Here is a 14,872-nt window from a genome sequence, read left to right on the forward strand (position 1 = left end):
GCTGAGAAGAACAATTTTTCTTCTCATTTGCTACAATTATTCAGCCCAGTAACCGTTTTGTTACTGGGCTGAATGCTATTCTATCCTCGAAGTTCCCCTACTCCAGGCGGCTCGATGATTACTCAAAATCCTATTATGTCTGATTCCACTTCCCAACAACGTGACGAAATGTCTCAAAATCCTGAGGAAAAAAGTCATCTTCGTGACGAAGCCTCCATCGCTCGCGTACTCAAGTACACGGGACTCTTTGGTGGTGTGCAAGTGATTTATGCACTCATCTCGATTGTGCGCAATAAAATCACAGCTGTGCTCTTGGGACTCACCGGAATGGGACTCATTGAGAACTACAACCGCACGGCAGAATTTCTTGGGGCGAGCACCAACCTCGGCATTGCCTTTAGCGCAGTACAACATCTGGCACGCCTGCACAGTGCTGGGCACACACGTGCCATCCAATATTACGCCACACTCGTGCGCAGTTGGGCCATGCTCTCTGCATGTCTAGGTTTTGTGGTGACGCTCTTCTTTGCTCCCTTAGCCTCTGCCCTCTTGTGGGACGACTGGCGCAATGTGCTTAGCATCGCAGCCGTGGCGCCCATCGTGGCATTGAGTGCACTGAGTGGGGGTGAAATGGCAATTCTCAAAGGGCTGGGCCGCGTGAAAAGCATCGCCTTACTCTCCCTCCTCACTGCCTTGGCAACGCTCCTCATCACCACAGCCGCTTATCTGTTGTGGGGCTTGTCGGGGGTGCTTCCTGCACTTTGTCTCTCTGCTTTGGGGCAACTACTCCTGACCCTCCACATGAGCCATCGTGTAGTGCCCTACCGCGTGCAGTTGCGCTCGTGGAGTTTCTTGAAACGGGGATGGAAAATCGTACAACTCGGACTCGCCTATGCCATTGCAGGCTTCATCATGATGGGTGGCGAGTGGATAGTACGCATTATCATCATGAGATTTTCGCCCTTCACCGAACCTATACAAAGACTAGAGGCGGTGGGCATCTATGCTGCTGGCTTTGCACTCACAGTTTCTTACTCACGCTTGCTCTTTACGGCAATGGATGCCGACTATTTTCCGCGCCTTTCTGCCGCTACCATCGATCGTACGCATCAAAATATAGCCGTCAACCGACAGATTGACGTACTGGTGCAGTTGGCTACTCCTAGCATCCTGCTCTTTGCTGCCTTGCTTCCTTGGCTCGTCCGCCTACTCTATAGTTCAGCCTTTGCCACCGCGGCAACCATGGCTCACTATGCCCTACCTTATCTCTTTTTCAAAGCCATTGCCGTGCCCATCGGTTATCTGGCACTAGCGCATGCCCGCAGCCGCCTCTACCTCTTAGTAGAAAGCTCCTACACCCTTTTCTTTGTTACCTCGATGGCGATTTGCTATACCCTTTGGAGCTATGCCGGCGCCGGCGCAGCACTCTCTATCGCCGATGCTCTTTATCTGGTGGTGACTTGGGCGATTTATGCCCATAAATTCGGTTTTTCGATGTCGCGCGACACCCTTCAGCGCACACTCGTCCAAAGTGGTTTCCTTTTCGCGGGATGGTTTTCACTGGGATTAGAGGTCCCCTTCCTTCGCTATGGTTTCGGAACACTGTTTTTTGCGATTTCTTGGGCTTATTCCCTGCGTTTCTTGCTCCATTCTACGGGCTTTTTTGCCCGCTTCTCCGCGCGCTTTCGCAAGAATTCATAACATTCCATCGAGCACGACAAAGTTATCCATTATCGCACAAGACAGACAACTATTAAAATCGAAAGTTTTCTAAACAAAATCATAATACACTGATTTTCAACACACATCAGCAAATCACATCTACCAAAAGTTTTCCATTTTGAAAACCTATTGATTTCTAAGCACTTCCAAAAGGAAAGAGATTTTTGTTGAAATTTAGTCTGCAAAATAGTTGGAGAATTCAAAAATTCCCCTTACTTTTGCCATGAAAATCCACGCGAAGAGGAAATTCTATCCACAGTAATCTCAAAAAGTCTGATTCTCTCCTAATCTACGGCCAAGGTCGTATGCAATCAGCTTGCTCCTACCTGATATAACGACAATCTTTTTTTATCTCTAGCTCCTGCCATGTACTCTCTCCCTCACACCATCACCAAGCGCAATGGGAAGCCTGAGGCTTTCTCGCTCGACAAAATCAAAAACGCGATTCTCAAAGCAGCTGCCGCAACTGGCACCTCACTCAGCGCCACACAAATGGAGGGGCTCATTCGTCGTTTGCTCTTCACAGACAACATGAGTGTAGAGGAAATTCAGAACCAAGTGGAAATGGCTCTCATGGCTGAGGGCTTCTTCGCCACTGCAAAGGCATTTATCGTTTATCGCAATCAGCACACTGAAGATCGCCAAACATTGCAAAAACTCCGCTTCTTGGTGGACTACTGCAACGCCGCCAATGCAGCTACTGGCTCTAAGTTCGATTCTAACGCCAATGTAGAAAACAAGAACCTGGCGACCCTCATCGGAGAAATTCCCAAGGGCGACTTCATCCGCCTCAACCGTCGTTTGCTCTGCGACCGTCTCAAAGAAATGTATGGCAAAGAGGCTGCAGATCGTTACCTCGACTTGCTCAACCACCACTTCATCTACAAGAACGACGAAACGTCTTTGGCAAACTACTGTGCCTCTATCACGATGTACCCCTGGTTGCTTAACGGCACGAAGTCCATCGGTGGCAATTCCTCTGCACCTACCAATCTAAAATCTTTCTGCGGCGGATTTATCAACATGGTCTTCATCGTAAGTTCCATGCTCAGCGGCGCAATTGCAACTGTGGAGTTCTTGATGTATATGAGCCACTTCCTCGAAAAGGAATATGGCGAAAACTACCATCTCCGCGCAGAAGAGGTGGTGGATCTCTCACAGCGTCATCGCACCCTCGACAAGGTCATCACAGACTGCTTTGAGCAAATCGTCTACTCTATCAACCAACCCACTGGAGCGCGCAATTTCCAGTCTGTATTCTGGAACATCTCCTACTACGACCGTCCTTATTTTGAATCGCTCTTTGGAGAATTCATCTTCCCCGACGGCTCTCGTCCTCACTGGGAACCACTCTCATGGTTGCAAAAACGCTTCATGAACTGGTTTAATGCCGAACGCACGAAGACCGTTTTGACTTTCCCTGTGGAAACGATGGCACTGCTCTGCAAAGACGGCGATGTAATCGACAAAGAATATGGCGATTTCACCGCAGAAATGTATGCGAAGGGACACTCTTTCTTCACCTATATGAGCGACAACGCCGACTCGCTCGCTAGCTGCTGCCGCCTGCGCAACGAAATCCAAGACAATGGTTTCTCCTACTCCCTCGGAGCGGGTGGTGTGAGCACAGGTTCTAAGTCTGTATTGACCATCAACATCAACCGTTGTGTGCAACAAGCCACACGCGAAGGTCGCGACTATGTGGAATATCTCGACAGCATCATCGACCTCATGCACAAGGTGCAAATGGCATACAATGCAAATCTCGACTGGATGCGCGAGCGTGGCTTGCTCCCCCTCTTCGATGCTGGCTACATCAACATCAAGCGCCAATATCTCACCATTGGTGTGAATGGCATTGTGGAAGCTGCAGAAAGTTTGGGCATCACCATCAGCGACAACGAGGAGTATGCTAACTTTGTGGAACGCATCCTCTCGCTCATCGAGCACTACAACAAGAAATACCGCACGAAAGACTTGCTCTTCAACTGCGAAATGATTCCTGCCGAAAACGTAGGCGTGAAGCATGCACGTTGGGACCGCGAAGATGGCTACTATGTGCCTCGCGATTGCTACAACAGCTACTTCTATGTGGTAGAAAACAAGAACATCGATCCCATCGAGAAGTTCCGCCTCCACGGGCGTCGCTACATCGACCACCTCACCGGCGGAAGTGCACTGCACTGCAACCTCGAGGAGCACCTTTCCCAAGCGCAATACCGTCATCTCCTCCGCGTTGCCGCACAAGAGGGCTGCAATTATTTCACGTTCAACATCCCCAATACGCTCTGCAACAGTTGCGGACACATCGACAAGCGTTATCTCTCGAAGTGCCCACACTGCGAAAGCCAAGATGTGGACTACCTCACTCGCATCATCGGCTATCTGAAGCGCGTGTCTAACTTCTCTATCGACCGCCAGCGCGAAGCCGAACGCAGATATTATGCGGTGATGCCTAAGAAATAATTGACCTGTCGTGAAAGACTACTCTTCCTCATCTCACGATGAAGGAATTGATTTCCAACAAATAAGCCGCGCTCTTTCCTAGCGCGGCTTATTGTATAGGAGGACCAGCCTTTTGCCTTGGCAAATCTTCCACTTTTCTCAGACCTCCCACCCTTTTGCTGGGCTCACCTCTCGCAGTTTCCCCAATATAAGATGCTCAAATACGTCAATCACGACATCGTTTTCCAAGAATTTCCCGACGAAGTCACCCTTGCCATCAATCTCTCGCGATGTCCTTGTGCTTGCCCTGGATGTCACAGCACTTATCTGTGGGGAGATAATGGCGAAGAACTCACGCTCGACCGTCTGCGTGCCTTAGCTGAACACTATGGCACCACTATCACCTGCCTTTCGCTCATGGGAGGCGACAACGACCCACGAAGTGTTTTGGCATTACTAGCCACGATTCGGGAAGAATATCCTCACCTCCACACAGGATGGTACAGCGGTCGCGACCAACTGCCTCTTTTTTTCGCGGAATATGTTCCTCCCACCTACGTTAAGATAGGAGCGTGGCGAGCAGAATTGGGACCTTTGAGCAGCAGTTCCACCAACCAACGACTGTATCGCTATGACATAAACGGTAAAAGCGAAGACATCACCCACCGATTTTGGAAAAAATGAGCAGAAGTATCCCTATGTGAGTGGAGGTAAATGGTCTATTCTCTCACCACTCGACGCACACGCTAACCAACAAACGGAAAAAGACAAGCGATGCTTGAAGAAGTTGGCATCTGGAATCCTATCCAGACCTCATCTTCAAACATCGCTTGTTTGCGCTTCATTGTAGAATAGCGTTCTATTTCTCAATGTGCCACTTGCAATAAGGGACTTTGGTGAGCTGACTATTATAGTAACGTCTGTCGCCCGTCACTTCTTGCCCTAACCAATCGGGCTTTTCAAAAACAGCATCGGCAGTGGGAAGTTCGATTTCTGCCACGACCAAACCCGCATTGTCACCATGGAACTCATCAACTTCAAAGGTAAATTCGCCACACGGCACGAGCCAGCGCGTCTTGTCGATGATACCCGGCAGACACAAGGGAAGGAGTAATTCGACCTCTTCGAGGGTGATTTCTTTTTCCCACTCCAAGCGCGAAAGACCATTGTCGGTGGAAGCGCCTTTGATGGTGAGGTATCCACAATCTCCCCAACGACGGATGCGCACGGTACGACCAGTGTCTACCGAAAGATAGCCTTGTGTGATGCGCACTTGGCGAGTAGCAGCGGACTGATAGTCGCCAACGACTAAGAATTTACGTTCTATTTCGAGAGCCATAAGCAGAAATAATCATGTAGTCAAAAAGAAAGGGGCAGAATGAGAGAGAAACCGCTTACCTTTTACATCGCGCGCAAGCGTACGCAAGAGGGCGTTTATTCCACGAAACAAACCGCTCCTTCCCGGCAACTATCCGCAATGGATGTGACGATGAAGGAGCAGTTGCATATTACTCTGGATTTTCCGCAAATTCCATGAGGTACGCTTTGATGAAACCGTCGATTTTGCCATCCATCACACCATTCACATCGGAAGTTTGGAAGTTGGTGCGGTGGTCTTTCACACGACGATCATCGAAGACATAGGAGCGAATTTGCGAGCCCCATTCGATTTTCTTCTTACCAGCTTCAATCTTAGCTTGCGCTGCCTTGCGCTTTTGCAGTTCGCGGTCGTAGAGTTGAGAGCGGAGCAAACGCATCGCATTCTCACGGTTTTCCAACTGCTTACGACTCTCGGTGTTTTCGATGAGGATTTCTTCCTCTTCGCCCGTTTCGGGGTCGACATATTGATAGCGCAGACGCACACCGGTCTCCACCTTATTGACGTTCTGACCACCAGCACCGCCAGAACGGAAGAGGTCCCAACTGATTTTGGAGGGATCTACATAAACTTCAATCGTGTCGTCCACCAAAGGAGTGACGAAAACGGAGGCAAAGGAGGTCATGCGCTTGCCTTGGGCATTGTATGGACTCACACGTACCAAACGATGCACACCATTTTCGCTCTTGAGGAAGCCATAAGCCATATCGCCTTCCACCTCGAAAGTCACGGTCTTGATGCCGGCTTCATCGCCATCTTGAAGGTTAGCGATGGTGGTTTTGTAGCCATTCGCCTCAGCATAGCGGAGATACATGCGCATGAGCATAGAAGCCCAGTCTTGCGCCTCTGTGCCGCCAGCACCAGAATTGATTTTGACGACGCACGACATCGCATCTTCCTCTTGGCGAAGCATATTCTTCAACTCCAAATCTTCGATAGACGTCAGCGCACGAGTGTAAGCCTCATCCACTTCCTCTTCAGTCACCATCTCGTCTTTGTAGAACTCAAAAGCCAACTGCAATTCATCTGTCATAGACTTAGCTTCTTTGTAGCCATTGATCCACTTTTCTAGCCCTTTCACGAGCTTCATTTGTTCCTCAGCGCGAGCGCGGTCGTCCCAAAACGATGGATCTTGGGTACGAATTTGCTCCTCGGAAAGCTGCATCGTCTTAGCGTCGATGTCGAGATAGCGATGGAGCTGCTCCACACGGTCTTGGAGAGCTTTGAGTTGTTCTGCAGTGATCATGCAATATCTTGTGCCAATTGTCGCTGCAAAGGTAAAGAGTTCTCCCTTGCAGCGACAAAGATTAGGTTTGAAATTATTGAGCTTGAATGAGCTGAATGAGTTGTTCGAGCGACACTTGTTGCTGTTCGCCCGTAGTCATATTCTTGAGCGCGATGAGATTTTGCTCCATTTCGCTTTCTCCCACGAGAGCGACGAAGGGGATTTGACGAGCGTTAGCATAGTTCATCTGTTTCTTCATCTTCGTTGCATCGGGGAACACCTCGGTGGCAATGCCTGCTTCGCGAGTGGCGCGTGCCAACTTCAAGCAGTGTGCTGCTTCCTTTTCACCGAAATTGATGAAGAGAAGGTCGACACTTGCTGCGGTGGTAGCAGGATAGAGTTCGAGCTGATTGAGTACATCGTAGATGCGGTCGGCACCAAAAGAGATGCCCACGCCAGAAAGTCCGGGAAGACCGAAGATGCCCGTGAGGTTGTCGTAGCGACCACCGCCCGTGATAGAACCGATTTCTACGTCGAGAGCTTTCACCTCAAAGATGCAACCGGTGTAGTAGTTCAAACCACGAGCAAGGGTGAGGTCGAGTTCAAGGACATTTTTCAAAGAACCGTCAAGTGCATTGAGCACAAACTCGAGTTCATCGCAACCCTTCAAGCCCACTTCGCTCGCAGCTAACACTTGGCGCATGGTAGCGATTTTCTCTGTATTTGAGCCAGAGAGAGAAATGATGGGCTGGAGTGTTTCCACTTGTGCGGCAGAGAGTCCGGCAGCCTTCAATTCTTCATTCACCTTGTCGAGACCAATCTTGTCGAGTTTGTCGATGGCTACAGTAATATCAATGATTTTATCTGCTGCACCTAGCACTTCTGCTATACCCGTGAGGAGCTTGCGGTTGTTGATTTTAATGGCAACACGGATGCCAAATCGTGTGAACACTTCATCCACAATCTGCATCAATTCCACCTCGTTGAGGAGAGAATCGCTACCCACTACGTCGGCATCGCACTGATAAAATTCGCGATACCGTCCTTTCTGCGGACGGTCGGCGCGCCATACGGGTTGGATTTGGAAGCGTTTGAAGGGAAGCTGGAGTTCCTCGCGGTGTTGCACCACATAGCGTGCGAAAGGCACGGTGAGGTCGTAGCGCAAACCTTTCTCACAAAACTTGGCAGCGAGGGCTGCTGCGGAGTCGGCTTCATATTGCTCAGTAGAAACAGAACGCGTGAAGTCACCGCTATTGAGAATTTTAAAGAGGAGTTTATCGCCTTCTTCGCCATATTTGCCCATCAGGGTGGAGAGATTCTCCATGGCAGGCGTTTCGATTTGCGAAAATCCGTAAAGACGATAGACACTACGGATAGTGTCGAAGATATAGTTGCGGCGTGCCATCTCGACAAAGCCGAAATCGCGGGTACCTTTAGGAATCGAGGGTTTCTGTGCCATAATATATTTAGGCGTTAGTCATTAGAAATGCGACATTACGAGAGAGCGCAGTTCTTGTTATCTTTAACTCCGCTATGCTCGTGTCTGTATTGCACCAGTCTTTAGAGCGAGGTATTGCAACGAAAGTCTGAACATCAACCAAAGTTTCGACTCCTATTGCTGCCGCCTAAAGGTAGGGCGCACTTTATTTTGCGTCTTTTACCAAGAAAATCTGCGTGGGAAGGTGGTCGGAATAACCATTGAGCCATACACCACCAGCAGTGGTGCGCTTAGGAGTGCCCTTATATTTACCTTCCTGCTGAAGAAGATAGTCGCGCGAGAACACAGCATTGGTGAGCAGATGCAAGCGCTCAGGCTGAGACTTATCGAGAAGACCAGCAGAGAAGATGATTTGATCAAAGAGATTCCACTTGCCACGATAGTAAAGCGTACCAATGCCTTTGTTGTAAAGCATATCCCACCAAGGATTGTACAAATCGTCGGGCGAAGTGATGTCCGACTCCTTATGCTTGGCTCCGAGTGATTCGGGAGCATCTACTGAGGCATTGTTGGGATCGTCGTTAAGGTCGCCCATAATGACGATGCGCGCACCAGGATCTTGTGCCAAGAGTGCTTCTTTCAGTTTGCGCACTTGATAACCAGCACGCTCACGTACAGGACTTTGCGCACCACGAGAGGGCCAGTGATTGACAATGAAATAGAATTTTTCTCCCCCTAATTTACCGCCCACAGTGAGGAAACCGCGGGTGATGTAGGTGGTATCGCCAATGAGTTCACCATTCTTGTTGGAATAGGGCTGAATCTTGCCATCTGCTCCCTGATAGAAGCCCAAATCGACATTGGGCTGAAGAGAATCGCGATAAACGAAAGGTATGAGCATCGCGCTTTCAAGGTGGAAAGCTTTAGGGTTGTAAAGGAGGGCTACATCAATGCCACGACGGTCGGGACCTTCAAAATGAATGGCTTTATAGCCACGCTTTGCCAAACTAGGTTGCTGAAGAAGATCGCTGAGCACTCGTGCATTCTCCACCTCACTCAAACCCACTACGGCTGCGCCAGCAGGACATTGGGTAGTTCCCACCTCAGTGCACAGTTCGCTGATGACCTGTGCCATATTGCGGAGCTTAGACTGATACTTATTTTCTGTCCATTGGTAAGATCCTGTGGGAAGAAAGTCGTAGTCTTTTTTTCCAGCATCGTGATTGGTGTCGAAAAGGTTTTCTACATTGTAGAAAGCCACTCCATAGAGTAGCTTCTTTTGTGCCGCAGTGCTGAGCTGTCCTGCAAAGATGAGGACAAAAAGAGCCAATATAAATTGCTTCATTGTGAAGTAAAGGAATAGATTACGCAGCAAAATTACGCAAGATTGTTGGAACACACGCAGTTTGCAGGCTCCGAAATTACTGAAAATCTGAGGAAACATTAAAAAACGCCTTATTAAAGTGCGAAATATGAGCAGAGAGCCTGCCAATATCGCTTTTTTTTTTATCTTTGCCCTATACATTTTTCGCTGCACCTCGCAGTTTTTTTCAACGAGAAGCGCCCCTAGATGGTGGTTATTTCTCGAGATATAGCAAAGACAAACCTCACAATTTACCCTCCCCACTACATGAAAAAAGGAGTATTCCTGCTGGTGAGTGCATGGTGCGTGGCTGGCGCTGCAAGTTTCGCCCAATCGGTGGTCACCGACGCTGTTGGTGAACCTGATGAAAACACCGATTTCACTTTCACAGAATCACAACTCAACGAAAAAGTCATCGCTTCGCAAGCGATTTCTTCCATCGTAGCTAAAAACGACCCCTTCCTTAACGAGGTGGGATTCCGCTTTAGCCCGATGCGTTTCCGCGTGCGTGCCTACGACAATCGCTACGAACAGACTTATATGAACGGCTTGCTCCTCAACGATGTGGAGATGGGACGTTTCAATTATTCGTCACTCGGCGGTTTGAATGATGCTACGCGCAACCGCGAAGGCGTTGATGCCTACGAATTTGCCAACTTTGGTGTTGTGGGCATCGGAGGTGGACAGAGCTACAACACACGCGCCTCGCAGTTTGCACAAGGTCGCAAAATTTCTCTCTCTGCTGCCAACCGCAATTATGTGGGTCGTGCACTCTTCACTTACGCCTCTGGTCTGCAAGATAATGGCTGGGCGTGGGCGGCAAGTGTGGGCTATCGCGGAGCCACTCGTGGCAACATCGAGGGAACCTACTACAATTCTGCAGCTTATTTCTTGGCTGCAGAAAAGCGTTTCAACACAAATCATGCCCTTTCGCTCGTCACTTATGGTGCTCCCACCGACCGTGCGCAACAAGGGGCTTCGACGGAAGAGGCTTATTGGTTGGCCAATTCACACTACTATAATCCCAACTGGGGCTATCAAGGAGGACAAGTGCGCAACAGCCGCATAGTACATGCCTTTTCACCTACGACAATTTTGACCTGGGACTGGGAAAATGACAAGCATACCTCCAAGTGGACCACGAGTTTGGGCCACTCCTACAGCATGTATAGCAACACGGCACTCGGCTGGAACGGCAATGCAGCGGACCCACGTCCAGACTACTACAAGAATCTCCCTTCAAGTGTGGGCAATGTGTGGAAAGACAGCCGTAGCCCCAAGCAAGGTGCGGAGCACAATGTAGACGAAGAGCCTTTCCTCTACGAACAATGGGAGTTGCTCTACAACCGCTGGACAGGAAACAAGGCTGCGCGTCAGGTGAACTGGGACGAAATGTATTTCGTGAACCGTCAGCAGAACGCCAATGGCGGCGATGCACTCTACTATTTAGAGCGTCGTCACAATGACCAAAATGTCTTCGCACTGAGCAGTACGTTCAATCACGCCATTAACTCTCGTCAAAAGTTTGCGATTGGTGTGCAACTCAACAGCACACACGGCATGCACTACAAGACGATGGCGGATCTCCTGGGCGGCGAACGCTACACCGACATCGATAAGTTTGCGGTGAACGACTATGGTGCGCAAGCTCCTGAGGCACAAAACGACCTTCGTCACCCCAATCGTCAGATTCAAAAGAACGATCGCTTTGGCTACGACTACAACACCAATGTGCGCAAAGCCAACCTTTGGGGACAATATCAATACTCTACGCTCCACTGGACCATACACCTGAGCGGTCAGGTGGATGGAACGACTATCGAGCGCGAAGGTTTGATGGAGAATGGTCGCTATCAGAATAATAGTTTTGGCAAGAGCGGCATTGCCCAATTCCTTGGTGGCGGCGGTAAGGCAGAATTGGCTTACTATCTCACACGCAACCACCGATTTGCCATCGGTCTTGGTGCTACTTCACAAGCTCCACTCTCACGCAATGCTTTTGTAGCAGCACGTGCACAAAATAATTTCGTAAACAACCTCACCAACGAGGATATTTATGATGCAGACCTCAGCTATGCTTTCCGTTTTGGCAATGTAGTTGGTAAGGTGAGCGGATATTATGCTCGCTTTGGTCGCCAAGTGGAACAGTCGGCTTTCTACAATGACCAGCAATCTACCTTCACTTATCTCACCATGAGCGATGTGGAGAAGCAACACTATGGCGTGGAAGCCGCCCTAGATTGGCAAGCTACGACAAATCTCTCCTTTAATGTGATGGCTTCTGTGGGCGATGCCTACTACAATAACAATCCTTATGCTCAAGTGAGCTATGAGGGTATGAATCCCGTAGAACTGGAGAAACTTAACTCCGTGGTGAATCCTGTAACGAAACAAACCATGCCCCTGCGGGTTGTGGCTAAAGACATGCGCGTGGGCAACACTCCCCTCACCGCTCTGAGCGTGGGTGCACGCTACAACCTCGGAGCGTGGTTCTTTGAGGCTTCTGCCAACTATTACGACCGTGTGTATGTGAACTTCTCTCCCTATCGTCGCCTCAACAGCACGTATGCTGGAGATGGACACTTCTACACTGCTACTGGCACTGACGGTGCAGGGCGCCCTGCCTTTGACATTTCTCAAGAAGAAGTGAAGCGCGATGGCGGCATTCTCTTCGATGCACAAGGCAATGAAGTGGCGAGCTACGCAGCAGCTCAGGAGAAGTTTAAGGGCGGCATCATGATAGACGCTTCTATTGGTCGTTTCATCCGCATGAAACATGGTCGTAGCTTGAGCATCAACCTCTCTCTCCAAAACATCAACAATAACACGAACCTCCGCACAGGTGGCTACGAACAGAATCGTTCAGACTTCTACTACAGAGAGAATGGCGGTGTTTACACCAAAGGCGAAGGCAAGGCATACAAGTTCTCTCGCAATTCGAAGTACTACTATGCCAATGCTTTCAACTTCTTCCTCAACCTCGGTTTCAAATTCTAAAGCATAGCTCATCATGAATCGCATATATGCTATCTTCGCTCCCTTCGTGAGAAAGACTTCTCGCACGGCAGCGCTCCTTTGTGCCATGGCAGTGATGATTTCTCTCGCGGCATGCACGGACAATCAAGATGCTACTCACCAACCTCAGATTACTGCGACCGCACTTCCTGCAACCAACACCAACCTACTGAGTGTTAAGCAGAAATTCAGCAATGTACTGGGCAAGAACAATACTTTCGAACAAGTCAAACAAGACCTTTTGTTTGAAGGTGTGGTAGTAGCCAACGACATCTCAGGCAATCTCTACCAAACGCTCGTTGTGCGCCACATCGGCTCTCAACCTGGCGCGCTCGACGATCAGTGCATCACACTCGGCATCAAGAGTTCACAACTCTATCCTTACTTCCCCCTGGGGCAGCGCATCCGAGTAAACCTCAAGAACCTCTATATCGGCAACTACAGTAAGACACCCAAAGTGGGCCGTCCTTACTACACTTCAAGCGGTAACCTACGCCTTGGTCCCATGTTCTTGGAAGATGTAGCCACCAACATCGCCTTGGTAGGAGCGCCCAATCCTCAAGCTCCCGAACTCACTCCTCGAGATTTTACCACAGAAGAGGGTGTGGCATGGTTGAGCAACCGCGCAAATCAATCTTATCTCGTGAATCCTCTCCTCGTGTCGGTGCGCGGCACCATCCAAGAAGTGATGGGCAACGAGAAAAATAAGGCCGCTACAGGACAACTCTCAGGCAAGACCGAACCTCTGCCTAAGATTTTCGCTCCCAAAGCGCTCTACGATGCAGGATTTGGTGTAGACCGCCGTCTGCAACTCCTTTCAGACTATGCACAAGAGTCGGACTACGTGTCACTTCGCACCTCTGTGCGCAATGCCATCTCCTATCTCCCCATACCAGAAGAGTCAAAGACCTATACAGGTGTCATGACGTATTATCTTAATTGGCAGTTACAACTCCGCGATGTAAAAGACATCCAGTAGTTCAGTGTCATACATAACCATCAACTTATTTAATCAACATGAAAAAGAACGTGCTGTTTCTGGTTGCTATCACTACATGCAGCCTCGCTTTCACTGCTTGTTCCAAAGTGGAAGCTCCTTATGTGAAACCTGAAGAGCCTGTAGTCCCTTCTAAACCTGACAATCCTGCCAATCCCACCACTCCCAAAGACGGCACATTGCTCAGCGAAACTTTCACCACTACCCTCGGTTCTTTCACGACAGTCACCACTGCTGGTGCTGGCGAATGGAAGATTGATTTCAAAACTGCCAAGGCTTCTGGCTACGACAATGCAACGAAGAAGACTACTGCTGGCACTTACTACCTCGTAAGCCCTGAAATCGACCTTACCAATGTGAAGGAAGCTCACGTAGCTTTTGAGTACGTGTTCCGCTACAACAAGGGCGACGAAAACCAACAACTCTTGATCACCGACAAATACGATGCTCAAAAGGCAGCTGAAGGTTGGACACTCTTGAACCAACAATGGACGGAAGGTCGCGACTGGAAGACTTTCACCAAAGCTGACCTCGATATCCCTGCTGCATGGGTGGGTAAGAAGGTACGCATCGCTTTCCGCTACAACACCAATGCCGAAAGCGGTTCTACTTGGGAAATCAAGAACCTCACCGTGGCTACTGGCAAGGCTACACAAGCTCCTGCTCCAGAACCTCAACCAGAGAAGCCTGTGACCCCAGAAAACCCTTCACAACCTACCACTGATAAGGCTCTTCAAAATGGTAGTTTTGAAACTTGGACAGATGGTAAGCCCGACCACTGGTCACCCACTTCTGGCTCTGGCAACGCTACTTTGCAACAAAGTGCCACTGCACACGAAGGCAAGTCTTCCGTACAAGTGAGCGGAGACGATAAGGCAAACAAGCGTTTGGGTTCAAATGACATCACTCTTGAGGCTGGCACCTACACCTTCTCTATCTATGTGCGTGGCACCGTTGCAGGTTCTTCTTGCCGTTTGGGCTTCGTACCTGTAAAGGACGGCAAAGCTGACAGCAAGAGCTACAACTACGAAAAGGGCTATCACGACAACCTTTCTACTTCAGAATGGACTCTCGTGAGCTACACCTTCGAGCTCAAGCAAACCACTACCCTCAGTCTCGTAGTGATGATTCCAAAGACAAAGCCTGCTTTCTTGCTTGACAGCGCAACTTTGGTGAAGAAATAAGTTCTTCTCATTCCCCTCTCTCACGCAGATGTGCCATGCAACGACCTTAAAAAGTTGAAGCAATGGCACACCTGCGTGCCTTTTTCTGGGAACTGCAGACAAGCC

10 protein-coding genes are annotated in these 14,872 nt (G+C 49.5%); 6 read left to right on the forward strand and 4 right to left on the reverse strand.

Annotated elements, in window-relative coordinates; translation table 11 throughout:
- The first annotated feature begins 135 nt into the window (after nucleotides 1-135).
- From BQ2633_RS06250 to BQ2633_RS06260, 3 genes are all read left to right on the forward strand, one after another.
- Nucleotides 136-1,701: an oligosaccharide flippase family protein gene (locus BQ2633_RS06250; protein ID WP_075565834.1), complete on the forward strand. Its 1,566-nt coding sequence runs from the start codon at nucleotides 136-138 to the stop codon at nucleotides 1,699-1,701.
- A gap of 387 nt (nucleotides 1,702-2,088) precedes the next feature.
- Entirely contained in the window at nucleotides 2,089-4,188 is a 2,100-nt protein-coding gene (gene nrdD / locus BQ2633_RS06255; RefSeq protein ID WP_075565836.1) for an anaerobic ribonucleoside-triphosphate reductase, read from the forward strand.
- Between the two features lie 192 nt (nucleotides 4,189-4,380).
- Nucleotides 4,381-4,851 (forward strand): 4Fe-4S cluster-binding domain-containing protein, encoded by a 471-nt coding sequence (locus BQ2633_RS06260; RefSeq protein WP_075565838.1) that lies wholly within the window; start codon nucleotides 4,381-4,383, stop codon nucleotides 4,849-4,851.
- Nucleotides 4,852-5,026: 175 nt separating this feature from the next.
- Here BQ2633_RS06260 and BQ2633_RS06265 read toward each other — a convergent pair whose 3' ends face one another.
- From BQ2633_RS06265 to BQ2633_RS06280, 4 genes are all read right to left on the reverse strand, one after another.
- Nucleotides 5,027-5,506: a CYTH domain-containing protein gene (locus tag BQ2633_RS06265; RefSeq protein WP_075565840.1), complete on the reverse strand. Its 480-nt coding sequence runs from the start codon at nucleotides 5,504-5,506 to the stop codon at nucleotides 5,027-5,029.
- A 169-nt stretch (nucleotides 5,507-5,675) separates the two neighbouring features.
- Complete coding sequence (gene prfB / locus BQ2633_RS06270; RefSeq protein ID WP_075565842.1) at nucleotides 5,676-6,791, reverse strand: peptide chain release factor 2; 1,116 nt, start codon at nucleotides 6,789-6,791, stop codon at nucleotides 5,676-5,678.
- A gap of 73 nt (nucleotides 6,792-6,864) precedes the next feature.
- Complete coding sequence (hisS, locus tag BQ2633_RS06275) at nucleotides 6,865-8,229, reverse strand: histidine--tRNA ligase (protein ID WP_075565843.1); 1,365 nt, start codon at nucleotides 8,227-8,229, stop codon at nucleotides 6,865-6,867.
- A gap of 184 nt (nucleotides 8,230-8,413) precedes the next feature.
- The gene (locus BQ2633_RS06280) at nucleotides 8,414-9,553 is read right to left on the reverse strand and encodes an endonuclease/exonuclease/phosphatase family protein (protein ID WP_075567259.1); all 1,140 of its coding nucleotides are present in this window, start codon (nucleotides 9,551-9,553) and stop codon (nucleotides 8,414-8,416) included.
- Nucleotides 9,554-9,838: 285 nt separating this feature from the next.
- Here BQ2633_RS06280 and BQ2633_RS06285 point away from each other — a divergent pair, with 285 nt between their 5' ends.
- Genes BQ2633_RS06285 through BQ2633_RS06295 form a run of 3 tightly spaced genes read left to right on the forward strand, consistent with a single transcriptional unit; the run spans nucleotide 9,839 to nucleotide 14,767 of the window.
- Nucleotides 9,839-12,568 carry a TonB-dependent receptor gene (locus tag BQ2633_RS06285; RefSeq protein WP_075565844.1) on the forward strand — a complete coding sequence of 910 codons (2,730 nt, stop codon included), beginning with the start codon at nucleotides 9,839-9,841 and terminating at the stop codon, nucleotides 12,566-12,568.
- Nucleotides 12,569-12,581: 13 nt separating this feature from the next.
- Nucleotides 12,582-13,565, forward strand: a complete 984-nt coding sequence (locus tag BQ2633_RS06290) for a DUF5689 domain-containing protein (protein WP_075565845.1) — start codon at nucleotides 12,582-12,584, stop codon at nucleotides 13,563-13,565.
- A 38-nt stretch (nucleotides 13,566-13,603) separates the two neighbouring features.
- Nucleotides 13,604-14,767 carry a choice-of-anchor J domain-containing protein gene (locus BQ2633_RS06295; RefSeq protein ID WP_075565846.1) on the forward strand — a complete coding sequence of 388 codons (1,164 nt, stop codon included), beginning with the start codon at nucleotides 13,604-13,606 and terminating at the stop codon, nucleotides 14,765-14,767.
- Nucleotides 14,768-14,872: the final 105 nt, after the last annotated feature.

Source organism: Ihuprevotella massiliensis, from assembly GCA_900095835.1.
Lineage (GTDB): Bacteria > Bacteroidota > Bacteroidia > Bacteroidales > Bacteroidaceae > Alloprevotella > Alloprevotella massiliensis.